Below are 14,807 nucleotides of genomic sequence, written 5' to 3'. Positions count from 1 at the left end.
CGCGATGAGCGAAGCCCCGCCTGTCGAAAAGCCCAATGAAACGCGCGCGGGAGCGGCACCGCCGGCGAACGCGCCCACGCCCGGCCCTGCCGGGCCGAACCGGCGCTCGCTGCTGTTTGCGGGACTGGGCCTCCTCGTGCTCGCCGTCGTCGCGCTGTATTTTTTCCTGCCGGGTCTCTACGAGCAGGAGACCGACGACGCCTACGTGGATGCCCACGTCGTATCGATCATCCCCAAGGTGCCCGCTTACGTGCAGAAGCTCTATGTGGACGACAACAGCCCGGTCACGGCGGGGCAGTTGCTGATCGATCTCGATCCGCGCGATTACACGGTCGCGCTGGAGCAGGCCCAGGCCAACCTCGCCAATGCGCAAAGCAAGCTCCAGGAAGCGCGCGACGACATTCCGGTGGCGGATGCGCGCGTCGCGCAGGAGCGCGCCGAGCTGGACGTTGCCGAGGCGAATTCAAAGCTGGCGCAGTCCAATCTGCGTCGGCTGCAATCGGTTTCCGACGTGCGCGCGGTGTCGTCCGAGCGGGTGGACGAAGGCGCGGCGGCGGCGCAAGGCACGCAGGCAACCGCCGTTGCCGCGCAAGTGCGCATCGCGGCCGCGGAGGCCTCGGCGAAGCTCGCGCGAACCCAGGCGCTCACGGCCGAGGCTGCCGTCGCGCAAGCGCGCGCGGCGCTGGCCCAGGCACAGCTGAACCTCTCCTACACGAAGATCTACGCGACGGAAACCGGCAGCGTGGCGAGAAAGAGCGTGGAAACGGGCAACTACGTCCAGCCGGGGCAACTGCTGCTTTCGGTCGTGCCCGAGCGGCTCTACGTGATCGCGAACTACAAGGAAACGCAGTTGACGCACGTTCGGCCGGGCCAATCGGTGACCATTCGCGTCGACGCCTTCCCCGACCTGAAGCTGCGCGCCCACGTCGAGAGCATCCAGCGCGGCACCGGCTCGCGCTTCGCACTCCTGCCGCCGGAAAATGCCACCGGCAATTTCGTCAAGGTCGTGCAGCGCGTTCCGGTGAAAATCGTGTTCGACGATTCCGCCGACGCGCTGCGCTGGATTTCCCCGGGGATGTCCGTCGAGACCCGTATCTTTACCCGAGAGCCTCCCAGATGGTCAGGCCTGCTGAATTAGCCGTCGCGCACAGGTGGCTCAAAGGCCGCCGCCCGCCCGCGCGGGCGGCGCTGCTGCTCGGCGCTTGCGCCCTGCTCGGCGCGTGTACGGTCGGGCCGGACTATGTGCCGCCCAAAACGAGCCTGCCGGCGGGTTATAGTGAAGCAGCCGGGTCGCCGACCACCGCGCCGCTCACGTCGCCCAAGCTCGACGCGGCGTGGTGGACGAACTTCGGCGATCCGGTCCTGAACCATCTGATCGACGAGGCGCGGCAAACCGCGCCCGATCTCGCGGAAGCCGAGGCGCGCGTGCGCGAAGCGCGGGCCATGCGCGGCGTGGCGGGCGCCGCCGAATATCCCGAGGTCGACGCGGGCGCCGCCTACGCGAGAACGCATGGCAGTGCCAACGTACCGCTTGGCGTGCCGCCGGGCGGGCTTGGCCCGGGTATCGACGGCAATCTGTGGCAGGCGGGCTTCGACGCCTCGTGGGAAATCGACGTGTTCGGCGGCACGCGGCGGCGCATCGAAGCCGCCAACGCGGCCTACGAAGCGTCCCTCGCCGGGCGCGGCGACGCCGTCCTCATGCTGACCGGCGAGATCGCGCGCGACTATGTGGTTCTCCGCGGCGCGCAGCGGCAGCTCGCCGTCGCGCAGGAAAACCTCGCGATCCAGCGCGACGCGCTGGCCCTCACGCGCGCCCAGTTCGACGCGGGCCTCGCGTCGCGCCTCGACGTGCTTCGCGCCCAGGCCCAGGTCGAGGCGACCGAAGCGGAAATTCCGACCTTCGTGGTCGACGCGCGAACCGCCATCTACCGGATCGGCGCGTTGATGGGCGTGCCGCCCGAATCGCTGCTGACCGAACTCGATGCGCCGGCGGCGATCCCCATGCCGGTGGCCGACGTGCCCGTCGGCCTGCCGTCGGATCTGCTCCAGCGCCGCCCCGATATCCGCGCGGCCGAGCGCCAACTGGCCGCCGCGAATGCACGCATCGGCGTGGCGACCGCCGATCTCTACCCGCACTTCTATCTCACCGGCGCGGCGGGTCTCGAGAGTCTCGATGCATCGACGTTTCTGGCTGCGCCGAGCCGCTATCTCTCGGTCGGCCCCGGTATCAGCTGGCTGGTATTCGACGCGGGCAAGGTCCGGTTCACGGTGCAGGCCCAGCAGGCGCGCACCGACGCGGCGGCGGCGCAATACCAGCGTGTCGTGCTCGACGCGTTGCGCGACGTCGAAACCGCGCTGGTTTCCTATGGTCAGTCGAAAATCCGGCGCGAGCGCCTCGCCGCCGAGGCGTCTGCCGATCGCGACGCGGTGGGAATCGCGGAGCGGCTCTACCGGCAAGGCCTGGACGATTTCCTGCCGGTGCTCGACGCCGAACGGTCGCTATACGTTGCCGAGGACAAGCTCGCGCAAACCGACCGCGACACCGACATCGCCCTTGTGGCGCTCTACAAGGCGCTGGGCGGCGGCTGGCACGACGACAGCGCGCCGGTCGCTTCGAGCGCCGCCCTCAAGCCGTGATCGATCTCTGCCGGCATGCACAGTTCGCGCAGAAGATCGTAAAGATCGCGGATGTCGCGCGCTTTCGATCGCGTGTCGAAGATCACCGTGAACGGCTGGAGCTGGCGCCGCGCTTCGGCACGCCGGCCTTGCCTCACGAGCAGCCGCGCGAGCGAGACGGTGGCGCGCAGCGCCCACATCGACGCCCGATGCTCGCCGGCAATGCGGATTGCCGTTTCGAAGCAGGTGCGCGCGCGGGCCTCGTGCGCATCGGCGTCCTCGCGCATGGCGCACCGCGCGGCCTCCTCGAGCTCGACCATGCCCATCACGTGCCAGATTTCCGGCACGAACACTTGCTCGCCATGGCCTTCGCACCAGGCAAGCGCCTCGGCCAGGCGCTGCTTCGCTTCGTCGGTGCGCCCCCAGCGCGCGAGAGAAGCCGCGCACGCCACGATGGACGACGTCAGCAAGCGGCGAAAGCCGCGCGCAAGCAGTTCGTCCAGCGCCTCTTCGAACAGCCGCAGCGACCGGTTACCGTTCCCCGCCAGTTCGTCGCGCTGCGCGTCGAGGCAATCGCAGTATTTGCACCACATGTCCATGTGATGCAGAACGACCTGTGAGCGCAGGATGTCGAGATAGCGGTCCACGGCCTGCAGATCGCCGGTCATCAAGGCGAGGGGAACGGCGACCACGGCCAGCACATGGCTGAAGGACGGTTCGAGCGTATCCGTATGCACCAGATTGACGGTCTGCTCGACGATCTTCATGGCGCGGTCGGGATCGCCCTGGATCCACGCAATGCGCGCCAGCGTTCCGTGACTGAAGATCAGCGGATCGACCGAGAGGCCGCCGCGCGGCACTTCGTGCTGAAGGGCCTCCAGACGCTCGATGCCCAGTTCGAGATTCACGCGCGCCTGTTCATGCATGCCGAAGCAATGCAAGGTGGCCGCCACGAGCTGATCGCCCAGTATGTGCTGCAATTGCGTGCCGTGCTCGATGGCAAACTGACGATAGCGCATCGCATAGCCCATGGCCGCGTGAATGTCGGCAAGCGAGACCATCGTGTTCCAGAGGCCCCAGATCGCTTTCGCTTGATAGCCGAGGTTGCCGGTGCGCGACGCCAGCGCCAGCACCCGTTGCCAGAGCTGCACCGAACGGCTCACGGGGCCGCTCGTGTTCGCGAGCGTGGAGGCCAGCGTGGCGCACAAATGCATCTCGCAGTCCGGGTCCACCGAGCCCGACGGCAACGCGTCGATGGCGGCCACGGCCTGGCTCGCTCTGGCGCAGCACTCGTCCACGAGCGAGCACTCGAGCAACGGCCCCATCAGCTCGCCCGCAAGCGCGATGCCGAGCCGGATATTGCCCGCCGACGAAAAGGCCCAATCGAACGTGTCGCGCGCGTCGTCCAGCGCCCGCCTCAGATCGCTTTGCTTCGAGGGCTCCGCGGCGCCGGGCTCGTTCAGGAGACCATCGTCGAAACGCTGCCGGATGAACCGCACATGACGGTCGGCAATCCGCTGCACTTCTCCCTCGTCCTGCAGCTTTTCCATGGCGTAAGCGCGCGTCGATTCGGACAGCCGGTAACGCGCCACGTCGTTTTCGAACTCGACGTTGAGCAGGGACTTGGCCGTGAGCTCGCTGATGCCGGTGATGACGCCGGCCATGGTCATGTCCTCGTCCATGGCGACGGCGCATGCCGCTTCGAAGGTGAATTTGCCGCCGAACACGCCCAGACGGCGGAACAGCTTGCGCGACGGCGTGTCGAGCAGCGCGTAGCTCCAGTCGAAAGTCGCCCTGAGCGTCTGATGGCGGGGCAATGCGTTGCGCTGACCGCCGGCCAGCAACTGGAGACGGTCGTCGAGATGCGCGTAGACACCCGCGACGCCCAGGGCGGCGGAACGCGCCGCCGCCAGCTCGATCGCCAGCGGAATGCCGTCGAGCCGCTGGCAGATCACGCTCACGAGCCGCATGCTTCGCTCGTCGGTCCCCACCTCGCACCCCAGCGCCTGCGCCCGCCGCATGAAGAGCTGAACCGCGGGGCAGGCATGCAGATGTTCGAGCGGCGCGTCGTCGGAGGCGACGTCCAGCGGCTCGACCCGGTAGATGGATTCGCTCGCGATCCTGAGCGGTTCCCGGCTTGTCACCAGCAGCGTGACCGCCGGGAAACACGAGGTCAGCGCATCCGCCAGCTCCGCGACGGCCGCGACCACGTGCTCGGCGTTGTCGAATATCACGAGGCACTGCTGCTGCGCGAGGCCCACCGCGAGGCATGCCGCGCTCGCGGCGTCGCCGGCGCCTTCGGCAATCCGCACACCGCAAGCCTCCGCGGCCGCCAGCAGCACCTTCCGCGGCTCGCGAACCGGCGCCAGCTCCACGTACCGGACACCGCCCGGGAAGCCATGGCCATACTCGCGGGCCACGCGGATCGCCAGGCTCGTCTTGCCGATGCCGCCCGCGCCCACGAGCGTCAGCACGGGCGAAACGCCCAGCATCGCACCGATGTCGTTGACGGCCGCCTCGCGCCCGATCAGCTCCGCCTGCGCGGGCAGTTCGCGCTGGCCGTCATGCGGGGCGGGGGCGTCTTGTTGCGCATCGACCGGCCCTGCCCCGATCAACTGATAGCCGCGCCCCGGGACTGTGCGGATCAGGCCTCGATCCTTTCCCAGCACCTTGCGCAGCACGGCGATCTGCACCTGCAGGTTGTTCTCTTCGACAACGGTGTCGGGCCACACGCGGCTCATGATCTCGTCCTTCGAGACGAGCGAGCCGCTCGCGTCGATCAGCAGCTCGAGCACGTCGAAGGCACGCGAGCCGATACGCAGCGGAAGGCCGTTTTCAGTCACCTCTCTGCGCTCGATGCTGACCTGCAGTTTGCCGATCTGGACCATCGACTTCTTGCCCCTTCGATGTATCACCACGTGGGTTTTTCCATGGTAGCCCTTGTGCCTGTGCGGCACTTGACCGAACCGGAACGATGGCTTGCCCGAACACGCGCGCTTCCCGGCAGGCAAGGACTTCCCGGCAATACGACGCGCGTTCTCTCCATCCAGTTGATCGGCCATGCCGGCCACACTGCGGATGAAATCGATTGCAAGCCGCGTATAAGGACTGCGTGCATTGTGCGCCCCGGGCGTCATTCCCGCCAGCGCCTTAATGCCAGGTCCCGTCACAGGGCGAAGCGCCGCTTCGCCGGGAGATCATCCGTGTCAAAGAGGGTAGGCACCGCCAAGACTCCACGGGATTGGAACCCATTACCTGCATCGACTCTTTTTGCATCATAGTGCGCGCGGCGCGAGCTTGTCGTGGCGGTGAGCAAGCAGAAAGATCCACAGGCAATGTAAGCATTGAGTAGACGATAGCGGGAAACACCGTCCCGTTTCATGAAAGCAAATGCGGGCTATTGCCGTCGTAGGCAGTAGCCCGCTTCAAGAAACGTCCGCCGTCGCGGCACGCAAACGGGTGCCGCGTTCAGGTTCAAACGGCCCAGCAAGAACAGCCCAACGCCCCCCAGAAGCCCTTGAAGTCCGAAGTCGGCACGCTGCGCGCCCACGCGTGCGCGTGACCGTGCACGCCACATGCGCTCGCACAGCCGCAGGCCGCCACCGAGGCACGCTGCAACGGCGCGTTTTCGGTGCGCTGCGTCGCGCCCCAGCCCGCATAGCCTCCCCACGCACGCACCGGGGACCAATCCGGCATGGCGGGCGGAACCGGCGCGTCGTATTGCGAGAACGGCCCCGCGCCATAGACGACCTTGCCGCCCACGACGGTCAGGAGCGAAGTCGTGTCGGCAATGTCCGCCTCCGCGCACGTCATGTAGTCGCGGTCGGGGACGATCAGGTCAGCCAACTGTCCCGCCTCGATACGCCCTTTCTTGCCCTCCTCGTTCGAGAACCAGGTCACGTTTTCGGTCCACATGCGCAACGCCGTTTCGCGATCGAGACAATTGCGCTGCGGGTAGAGGCGCAGACCGGCGAGCGTCCTGCCGCTCACGAGCCACGAGAGCGACACCCAGGGGTTATAGGAAGCGACGCGGGTGGCGTCCGTGCCCGCCGATATCTTGAGGCCCTTCTCGATCATGCGCTTCACGGGCGGCGTGGCTTCGGCGGCCTGGGCGCCGTATCGTTCGACGAAGTACTCGCCCTGGTAAGCCATGCGGTGCTGCACGGCCACACCGCCGCCAAGCGCCGCAATGCGATCGATGGAGCGATCCCCTATCGTTTCCGCGTGGTCGAAGAACCAGTTCAGCCCTGCCAGGGGAATGTCCTTATTCACGCGCTCGAACACGTCCAGCGCGCGGCTGATGGTTTCGTCGTAGGTGGCATGCAGCCGCCACGGCCAGCGGTTCTCCGCGAGAATGCGCACCACGGCCTCGAGGTCGCCCTCCATTTCGGGCGCCATGTCGGGACGCGGCTGGCGGAAGTCCTCGAAATCCGCGGCGGAAAACACCAGCATTTCACCGGCGCCGTTATGGCGGAAATAGTCGGTGCCCTGCTTGTACTTCGACGTCCTGGTCCAGTTCAGGAAATCGTCCTTCTCTGCCTTGGGCTTCTGCGTGAAGAGGTTGTACGCAAGCCGGATGGTCAGCAGTCCTTCGTCCGCGAGCTTCTGGATCACCGCGTAGTCTTCGGGGTAGTTCTGGAACCCGCCGCCCGCGTCGATGGCGCCCGTCACACCCAGGCGGTTCAATTCGCGCATGAAATGGCGCGTCGAATTGAACTGGTACTCGGGCGGCAGCTTCGGCCCCTTTGCGAGCGTCGAATACAGGATGCCGGCGTTGGGCTTCGCGAGCAGGAGTCCTGTCGGGTTGCCCGCGCTGTCACGCGTAATTTCGCCGCCCGGGGGCTCCGGCGTGTCCTTCGTGTAGCCCACGACGCGCAGCGCCGCCGCGTTCAGGATCGCGCGGTCGTAGAGGTGGAGAATGAACACGGGCGTGTCGGGCGCGACGGCATTCAGCTCTTCGATGGTCGGCAGGCGCTTCTCGGCGAACTGGTGTTCCGTGAAGCCTCCCACTACGCGCACCCATTGCGGCGGCGGCGTGATCGCAACCTGCGCGCGCAGCATCTCCATGGCGGTGGCGAGCGAGCGCACGCCATCCCACCGTAGCTCCATGTTGAAATTCAGGCCGCCCCGAATGATATGCAGGTGATTGTCGATGAGGCCCGGCAGCACGCGCCATCCCTGCAGATCGATCACGCGCGTGCTGCCGGCCGCGTGCCGCATGACTTCGGCATCGCTGCCGACGGCGGTGAAAACGCCGTCATGGATCGCTACGGTGGTCGCTTCCGGCTTCGAGCGGTCGAGCGTCGTAAAGCGGCCGTTGTGCAGGATCAGGTCGGGCGTATGAGCGGAAGGGGTATTCATGAGCGCTTCTCCGGCGTATCGGCAGTGGCGACGCGGTTCGTGCGTCGGGTGAGTTCGGGACCGCCGGGCAGCGAGCCGAACAGGTGCTGGTTGCACTTCGACTCTTGCCAGGCGGTGTGGAAACCTGCGCCAGTCCACATCTGTTTCGCCACGGGAATGATCTGTTCGCCGCCGAGGATGCCCAGCAGGCCAACGAGCGCAACGAGCGGCGGCGCAGGCGAACGCACGTGCAGAAGGCTATAGACCACGCCGACGAGAAGGCCGGCAGCGAGCGAGAGAAGGTACGGCTTCATCGACACGTTCTCCTGATGACAGACCGGTTCATGCGCCTCGGCAACCACGGCCCGGGCGTGCTGGCAGAGAGGAGAGTAATCGCTTTGCCCGAGTGGTGATGTTTCGCTGCACACACCGCCCTGCGTCGTGCATGAAATGTCCAGAATCCGGAAGTCGGGCGCAGCGAGTCGACACGTGCGCGACGAATGCCGGCACATTACGTCGGTTTCGGCAGCCAGGGGTAGCGTGACGTATCTTGACCCGCGTAGTCGGGGTCGAGATAGATGAACACGCGCTGGATTTTCCAGTCGCGGATTTCAAAGACATCGCACCAGTTGCCTGCCCCCCACGGCGGAACGCCCGCGCGCCACGCGCCGTCGCGGTGCTCGCCGTGACTGGTTCCCTCGCAAACCAGCACGTCGCTGCCGGAAAAGACCCAGTTGAAATGCGCGTAGTGATGCGTGACCGATTTGAGCGTGCTGCCCACATCCGCGAACAGCTTGCCGATCTGCTCCTTGCCGTTGGCGAGTCCCCATTTCGGAAAGTAGACCTGTGCGTCGTCCGCGAACAGATCGAGAATGCCTGCACCGGTCGACGTGATGCCGCCGTTGTCGAAGGCCTTGAGATATTCGACGGCAATGGATTTTCGTTGCTCGTCGGTCATCGTCTGCATGGTCAGCGCCATCGTCGCCTCCGAGCGGCGGAACGTGATCGGGCCACTATAACCCCGCCCGGAAATTCGGCGCGCTTCGTGGCCAACCTTTGTGGCCAACCTTCGTGGCCAATCTTCGCGCCCCATCTTCGCGCCCCCATCGCACGAGTCAGAAGGACGCGCCTATCTGGCGTAGCGCATCAGGAACTCGCGCAGCTTTGGATTCACCTGCGCGGCATGGGTCAGATTGGGCGTGTGCCCTGCCCCGTCCACCAGCACGAATTCCTTGCAATTCGGCAGCCGATTGGCGAGCGTGCGGCCGCAAGCGGGATCGATCGCCCTGTCGGCGGCGCCGTGAAACACGATCGAAGCGTGCGTGATTTGCCCCAGCTGCGCCGTGATGTCGTCGCGCAGCACGAGCGCGTCCACCGGATTGCCGAAATGCCGGGGACTCATCTTGTGCCATTTCGCCACCCAGGAGGCGGCGTGACCCCGCGTTCCGAGCAGAAAATCGCCAAGCTGATCGGCCACGTTCGTTGCCCCGTTCATGGCCCACTCGCTCTTCAGCTCGCGGAACGACTCCTGCACCGGCGCTTCGTCGATCTCGCTGCGCGTGGAAATGAGCGCGAGCGCGCGAAAGCGGTCGGGCTCGAGCAGCGTCGCACGCATCGCAATGAAGCCGCCCTGGGACATGCCCACGAGCGAGGCAGAGGCCACCTCCAGATGATCCAGCAGCGCGATCAGATCATGGGCCGAATCCCAGTAGGTGAATGGGCGCGTGGCGGGGCCCGTCGTCCCGAAGCCGCGCTGGTCCCACGCAATGCAGCGGAACGTGTCGCCCAGGGCTTCGATATTCGGCGAAAACATTTCGCTATCCATCAGAAACCCGTGATTGAAAACGACCACAGGCCCGTCGCGGCGCCCGCTTTCCCGCCAACCGAAGTACATCCCGTCCCGCTCGAAATAATTCATCCTCGTCTCCCCGCTCTCATCGCATCGGACATTCGACTTGCAAATGTGTGATGACGGCCACTATAGGGCCCGCATGCTTCGAACCCCTGACCAGACGATGCGCCCGCTTATCGGATCGTCCGTTTTTTTGGAGGCGCCGCATTGCGTCGCAAAGCGTTTCTCCCGATTGACGGTCATTCGGCACTTTGGTCAAGTAGAGCCTCAGCAAGCGCGGGCTCGCGGCTATCGACACCCGGCCGCACCGTTTGATTCGCAATCCGATATTTGGCAAATTGAGGGGCAAGCAGGACGGTCGCCCCCAGAGGAAGTTCGAGCATGACGATTATGCAAAGCGAAGGAGACAAGCCCGTCTGGATTCTTCAAGGAGAATTCGGGCGGGCCACCGTGAATTTCATTAGCCGCCCCCTCGTTGCGCACGCCCACTCGCAGTTCCAGTTTCTATTCAAACTCGGAGGAAGCGACTGCGGCTTCCGCATCGGGGCCGACGACTGCACGCTGAGCGCGGATCACGCCCTATGCCTGAACCCCTGGGTAGAGCACGCCAAGGCGAGCACGGACGATCAGCCGTCGCTCATCCTGTCGCTGGTTATCGAGGCCCCCTGGCTGCGCGCGCGGCTCAAGCTGCGGGAGCACGGCTCCGCGCATATCTTCCCCGCACCGCTGGTCGTGGTGACGCCGGACGTACACCATCATGTGGATCGCCTTGCGGCGGCGATCACCCATCACCTCATTTCGCAGGACCAGGATTGCGTGGCGATTCTCGAGGATCTCCTCACGGCGGTCGGCCGCGATTTTGCCGACCCCGAGCTCACGCAGAGCCTTACCCCCACGGGTCGGCCCATGGACTTCCGGATCCGCAAGGCCCTCGATTTCATCAAGCACACCTCACTGCGCAATCCGACCGTGGCGGAAGTCGCGTCTCAAGTCGGGCTGTCGCGCTCGCGATTTTTCGAGCAGTTCCGGCGTTGCATGGGGGTTTCGCCCCAGCATTACATCGACTGGGTACGCATGTCGCACGCCATCAAACTTCTTGGATCCAGCGACCGCCCGCTCGCGGACATCGCGAGCGAGCTCGGCTTCGAGGAGCACAGCCACTTCACGCGCTTTTTCTCCCAGCACATGGGCGTGCCGCCGGGCGACTTCCGGCGGCGCTCGGTGGTACTCAGCGCAGGCGAAGACTGAGCTAATCGCGCACGACCGCTGTCCTCGCGGCAACAGGCGGTCGGCGAATCACTCGATTTCGCCGAAGTCGCCGCCGCTCGCGAGCGCGCGCGTGACAGCCAGCGACCGCATGCAGTTGCCGGAAAAATACCGGAACATCCGCGACTCCGGTAAAGCCGGACTGCCGTTTCATGGCTGTAATATCGCAGTCCTTATTGAACGGATAATACGCCTCGGCGCTCCGGCGGCATCGATCAGGCGTCGGCGATCACGGGATTGCGCAGCACGCCCAGGCCGTCGATCTCCACTTCGACGAGATCGCCCGGGCGCATATGCACGAGGCCCGGTGTCGGGAACGGACCGAACTGGCGGGAAAGATCCTGGCCTTCCACGTCGTCGGGCTGGGGCTTCAGGGCGCCCGGCGTCCCCATGGCGATCAGGTCGCCCGGGCGCAGGCAGTACCCCTCGCTCAGATAGCTGACGACCTGCGCGACACCGAGCAGCATGTCGTCGAGCGGCGCGCGTTGGCGAACGACACCGTTGATGCGGGTGAGCACACTATGCCGGGCGGGATCGCCGAACTCGTCGGCGGTCATCAACCACGGACCATAGGCGCCCGACGCCTCGAAATTCTTGCCAAGGCCGAACTGACGGTTGTGCATCTGATACTCGCGCACCGAACCTTCGTTGAGGCAGGTATAGCCCGCCACGTAGTCGAGCGCCTCCTCGACGGAAACATAGCGCCCGCTCTTGCCGATCACGACGGCGAGCTCGCCTTCGTAGTCGAACGCGCGCGCCAGTGACGGACGCGGCGCGAGGATGGGCTCGCCCGCGCCGACAAACGACGCGGCGGTGCGCAGGAACAGATGCGGATACGCGGGGTTGGTCTGCAAACCGGTTTCGGCAATATGACTCTTGAAATTGAGCGCCAACGCCCAGATCGCATTGGGCCGCGCGAGAAACGGCTTGAGCGTGACGTCCGAAAGCGCCCGGTTGCCGCGCACGTCCGCGGTGGCCTCGCGCAGATACGCGAGACCGTCTTCGCGTTCGAGAATCGCGATCAGGTCCTGTGGCAGATCGGGAGCGACATCGGCGACATCGACGAAGTGAGTCGCACAGGTGACGACGCCGAGCGCGATGTCGTCGCCATTGGCATAGGCAATGATTTTCATGGTGGAAATTACGTATAACGAAGGAAAGAAGAACGCGCCGGCGTTAATGCCGCGCCAGCGCTTCTGTGGCGGGAAAGTGTCCGGCGCCGCGCCCGGCAATGGCGAGCGCGCCGAGCGTCAGCATGGCGGCGACCGCCGGAACGATGGCCGTGAGCACGATGTCGCGCGCCGGCCAGCCGAGCGAGAGCAACGCACCGCCGATCGCGGGTCCGACAAACGAACCCACGCGCCCCATGGCCAGCCCCCAGCCGACGCCGATGGCGCGCGTTTCCGGCGGATAGAAGGCAACGGCGAGCGCGGTCTGGCCCATGATGCCGTTCACGAGTCCCGCGCCGATCACGCCGATCGTCAGCAGGACCGCGGCCTCGTCGAGCGTGGCACGGCCGAGCGCGGCGATGCTGGCGATCACGAGCACGATCCCCAGCATCAGAGCGGATTTCACGCGCACCCGTCCGGCGAGCGCCATCGCCGTGACGGCCGCGGTCATCAGGATGTTGCCGCTCAGGCCGCCCATGCTGAATGCCGCCATGCCTGCGGAAGCGCGTTCGGGCGCGAATCCGAACGACGGCAGCAAAGTCGGCACCCAGAACAGCAATGCGTAGACATCCATAAAGATCAGGAACGAGAACAGCCACAGCAGGCAGGTATAGGCGGCGAGCCCGTTGTCGAACAATGCCTTGAGCGTGCCGGCGCGGCCGTGTCCATGCGCCGGCTCCGCGGCGGCCGTCTCGCCCTGCGCCGTGCCGGCCGTGAGAATCCGGTAGAACGGAAACACGACGGCGAAAGGCAACAGACCGCCCGCCAGGAAAATCGACTGCCAGCCAAAGTGCGCCATGAGCGGGCCGCCCGTCACGCCGCCCGCGACCGCGCCAACCGACATGCCGGTCGTGACGAGCAGCGACGCGGCAACCTTGTGCCTCGGGCCGATGATCGCCGCCGAAGCGGTGATGGCGATGGGCAGCGCGGCGCCAAGACCGATGGCCGCAATCAGGCGCAACGCCGACAACACCGCGACATTCGAAGCGAACACCGTGACGACGGTGAATTCGCCGAACACGATCACGCTGGCAATGCCGGCGGTGCGCTGCCCGAACCGCTTGACGAGCGGCCCCGCAACGACGAAGCCCAGCGCGGCCCCCACGTTGGTCGCGACGAACACCGGGGTGAACAGGGCGGGCACGAGATGCCAGTCGTGAGCAAGACGCGGAACGACGAACGAGATGGACGTGGTATTGAACCCGTCCAGAACGATTACCAGAAAGCAGACGAGCAGCGCAATGGCGCGACGCGTGCCGTGCTCGCCTGCGAACGCGCGCGCGTTGGGATCCGTGGTCATCAATGCGACTCCTTGTGGTGCTTGAGCACGGCTTAGCTGCGCGTGTACGTGGAGATGCGCTGCAGCATCTCCGCCGTGAAAACCCGCTTCGACAACAGGCAATGAATGCCCTTTGGCGGAATCGTTGCGTAGACGGTGCCGGTCTGGTCCGCGTACTGCGTCACGCGGAAACTGCCCGCGACGCTGAAAATGCCGTAGCAATCCACGGGCTCGATGCCGGTTGCCGAAGAAAGCCAGCCGATCATCTGGCGCAGACAGGCGACGAGCGCGTTATCCAGCGTGTCGGCGAAACCGAAGCCCACCCATGCGTCGGGGGTCTCGGCCATCGGCACCTTGAGTGCGGCCTGCTTGTGCAGCACGTACTGGATCCGCATCTCCTCGAAGGCCGATTCGATGGACGTCTGATCGACGTTGCCTTCGCCCGAAGCGGCCATCGAGCCGCCGGTCCAGACCCGGCCGCCCGCCACCTGGACGGGCAGGAACACGGAGGTGCCGACGCTGAGCACGGCGCAATCGAGATTGCCGCCATAGCCGCCTGCGAGATTCGCGCTCACGGGTGCGTCGCCCGGAGGCTGGGTGCCCAGATAAGCCTGAAACGGCCTGAGCGGAATGTCGACGCCGGGAACGAAGGAGGCCGACGTTCGTTCGTCGTTGAACTTCAGATAGCGCAGGTAGGGCTTGAAATCGTGCGGCAATGCGCCGACACCCGACGGCGCGGAGTTCCATCCCCAGTCGATCGGCCGCATTTTCAGCATGCGGCACTCGATCAGGTCGCCTGGCTGCGCACCGTCGACCACCACCGGGCCGATCAGCGAGAACGCACCATTCGGATATTTTTTGCGGATCGGCTCGCGTTCCTTGAACGTCATGCCGTACTTCGCTTCGTTGCCCCAGTTCGTCCAGGTGCCGTCGTACCAGACGGTATCGCCCGACTGGATCGTGACGGCGGCCGGCACGCCCGGCTCCATCTGTCCGACGCGAACCGTGTCGTGGGAAGGCACGAGTTTCACGACCTTGCCGCCTGTCGTCGGGACATCGCCGGTTGCGGAACCCACAGCGAGGCCATTACCTTGCGCGCGCCCGACGAGGGGCACGCCCAACGCGCCTGCCGCAAAAGCGCTTGCGCCCAATTTCAGCAGCATGCGGCGGCACGTGGCCGTTGCATCGAACGACTCCGCCGATGTGCCTGCAGCAACACTGCCCGATGCACGAGCCGGATCGCCCATGGTCTTTTCGTTTTTCATGTCTCTTCCTGATGATGGCG

11 protein-coding genes are annotated in these 14,807 nt (G+C 65.7%); 3 read left to right on the top strand and 8 right to left on the bottom strand.

Going from position 1 to position 14,807, the window contains the following annotated elements; genetic code table 11:
• Positions 1-4: 4 nt before the first annotated feature.
• Both BAC01S_RS30710 and BAC01S_RS30705 read left to right on the top strand, forming a co-directional pair.
• Positions 5-1,138: an HlyD family secretion protein gene (locus tag BAC01S_RS30710; protein ID WP_043201682.1), complete on the top strand. Its 1,134-nt coding sequence runs from the start codon at positions 5-7 to the stop codon at positions 1,136-1,138.
• Positions 1,117-2,637 (top strand): efflux transporter outer membrane subunit, encoded by a 1,521-nt coding sequence (locus BAC01S_RS30705; protein ID WP_052408716.1) that lies wholly within the window; start codon positions 1,117-1,119, stop codon positions 2,635-2,637. Before BAC01S_RS30710 ends, BAC01S_RS30705 begins: the two co-directional genes overlap by 22 nt.
• Here the strand turns inward: BAC01S_RS30705 and BAC01S_RS30700 are convergent.
• The 5 genes from BAC01S_RS30700 to BAC01S_RS08880 form a co-directional block, all read right to left on the bottom strand.
• Positions 2,565-5,534, bottom strand: a complete 2,970-nt coding sequence (locus BAC01S_RS30700; RefSeq protein WP_169740112.1) for an ATP-binding protein — start codon at positions 5,532-5,534, stop codon at positions 2,565-2,567. The two genes, BAC01S_RS30705 and BAC01S_RS30700, sit on opposite strands and share 73 nt — an antisense overlap.
• Before the next feature lie 556 nt (positions 5,535-6,090).
• Entirely contained in the window at positions 6,091-7,977 is a 1,887-nt protein-coding gene (locus tag BAC01S_RS08895; RefSeq protein WP_027794451.1) for an amidohydrolase, read from the bottom strand.
• Positions 7,974-8,270, bottom strand: a complete 297-nt coding sequence (locus BAC01S_RS08890) for a XapX domain-containing protein (protein ID WP_027794450.1) — start codon at positions 8,268-8,270, stop codon at positions 7,974-7,976. Before BAC01S_RS08890 ends, BAC01S_RS08895 begins: the two co-directional genes overlap by 4 nt.
• Before the next feature lie 197 nt (positions 8,271-8,467).
• Entirely contained in the window at positions 8,468-9,049 is a 582-nt protein-coding gene (locus BAC01S_RS08885; RefSeq protein WP_322786887.1) for a nuclear transport factor 2 family protein, read from the bottom strand.
• Between the two features lie 36 nt (positions 9,050-9,085).
• Positions 9,086-9,850, bottom strand: coding sequence for an alpha/beta fold hydrolase (locus BAC01S_RS08880; protein ID WP_281175889.1), 765 nt, complete (start codon positions 9,848-9,850; stop codon positions 9,086-9,088).
• Positions 9,851-10,189: 339 nt separating this feature from the next.
• Between BAC01S_RS08880 and BAC01S_RS08875 the strand changes: the two genes are divergently transcribed.
• Positions 10,190-11,056, top strand: coding sequence for a helix-turn-helix domain-containing protein (locus BAC01S_RS08875; protein ID WP_027794447.1), 867 nt, complete (start codon positions 10,190-10,192; stop codon positions 11,054-11,056).
• Between the two features lie 233 nt (positions 11,057-11,289).
• On the opposite strand, the gene BAC01S_RS08865 is transcribed toward BAC01S_RS08875, so the two are convergent.
• Genes BAC01S_RS08865 through BAC01S_RS08855 form a run of 3 tightly spaced genes read right to left on the bottom strand, consistent with a single transcriptional unit; the run spans position 11,290 to position 14,787 of the window.
• Entirely contained in the window at positions 11,290-12,207 is a 918-nt protein-coding gene (locus tag BAC01S_RS08865; RefSeq protein WP_027794446.1) for a fumarylacetoacetate hydrolase family protein, read from the bottom strand.
• Between the two features lie 43 nt (positions 12,208-12,250).
• Positions 12,251-13,543, bottom strand: coding sequence for an MFS transporter (locus BAC01S_RS30695; RefSeq protein ID WP_043201678.1), 1,293 nt, complete (start codon positions 13,541-13,543; stop codon positions 12,251-12,253).
• A 32-nt stretch (positions 13,544-13,575) separates the two neighbouring features.
• Complete coding sequence (locus BAC01S_RS08855; protein WP_027794445.1) at positions 13,576-14,787, bottom strand: acetamidase/formamidase family protein; 1,212 nt, start codon at positions 14,785-14,787, stop codon at positions 13,576-13,578.
• Positions 14,788-14,807: the final 20 nt, after the last annotated feature.

The sequence above is a fragment of the Paraburkholderia acidipaludis NBRC 101816 genome, from assembly GCF_000684975.1.
Lineage (GTDB): Bacteria > Pseudomonadota > Gammaproteobacteria > Burkholderiales > Burkholderiaceae > Paraburkholderia > Paraburkholderia acidipaludis.
The sequence above is the reverse complement of the archived record's forward strand: the minus strand, read 5'-3'. Positions and strand labels throughout refer to the sequence as shown.

What these genes read in the sequence shown, in the direction of transcription:
- BAC01S_RS30710 (WP_043201682.1), top strand. Translation starts at nt 5, where the DNA reads ATGAGCGAAGCCCCGCCTGTCGAAAAGCCCAATGAAACGCGCGCGGGA.
- BAC01S_RS30705 (WP_052408716.1), top strand. Translation starts at nt 1,117, where the DNA reads ATGGTCAGGCCTGCTGAATTAGCCGTCGCGCACAGGTGGCTCAAAGGC.
- BAC01S_RS08895 (WP_027794451.1), bottom strand. Translation starts at nt 7,977, where the DNA reads ATGAATACCCCTTCCGCTCATACGCCCGACCTGATCCTGCACAACGGC.
- BAC01S_RS08890 (WP_027794450.1), bottom strand. Translation starts at nt 8,270, where the DNA reads ATGAAGCCGTACCTTCTCTCGCTCGCTGCCGGCCTTCTCGTCGGCGTG.
- BAC01S_RS08885 (WP_322786887.1), bottom strand. Translation starts at nt 9,049, where the DNA reads ATGGGGCGCGAAGATTGGCCACGAAGGTTGGCCACAAAGGTTGGCCAC.
- BAC01S_RS08880 (WP_281175889.1), bottom strand. Translation starts at nt 9,850, where the DNA reads ATGTACTTCGGTTGGCGGGAAAGCGGGCGCCGCGACGGGCCTGTGGTC.
- BAC01S_RS08875 (WP_027794447.1), top strand. Translation starts at nt 10,190, where the DNA reads ATGACGATTATGCAAAGCGAAGGAGACAAGCCCGTCTGGATTCTTCAA.
- BAC01S_RS08865 (WP_027794446.1), bottom strand. Translation starts at nt 12,207, where the DNA reads ATGAAAATCATTGCCTATGCCAATGGCGACGACATCGCGCTCGGCGTC.
- BAC01S_RS30695 (WP_043201678.1), bottom strand. Translation starts at nt 13,543, where the DNA reads ATGACCACGGATCCCAACGCGCGCGCGTTCGCAGGCGAGCACGGCACG.
- BAC01S_RS08855 (WP_027794445.1), bottom strand. Translation starts at nt 14,787, where the DNA reads ATGAAAAACGAAAAGACCATGGGCGATCCGGCTCGTGCATCGGGCAGT.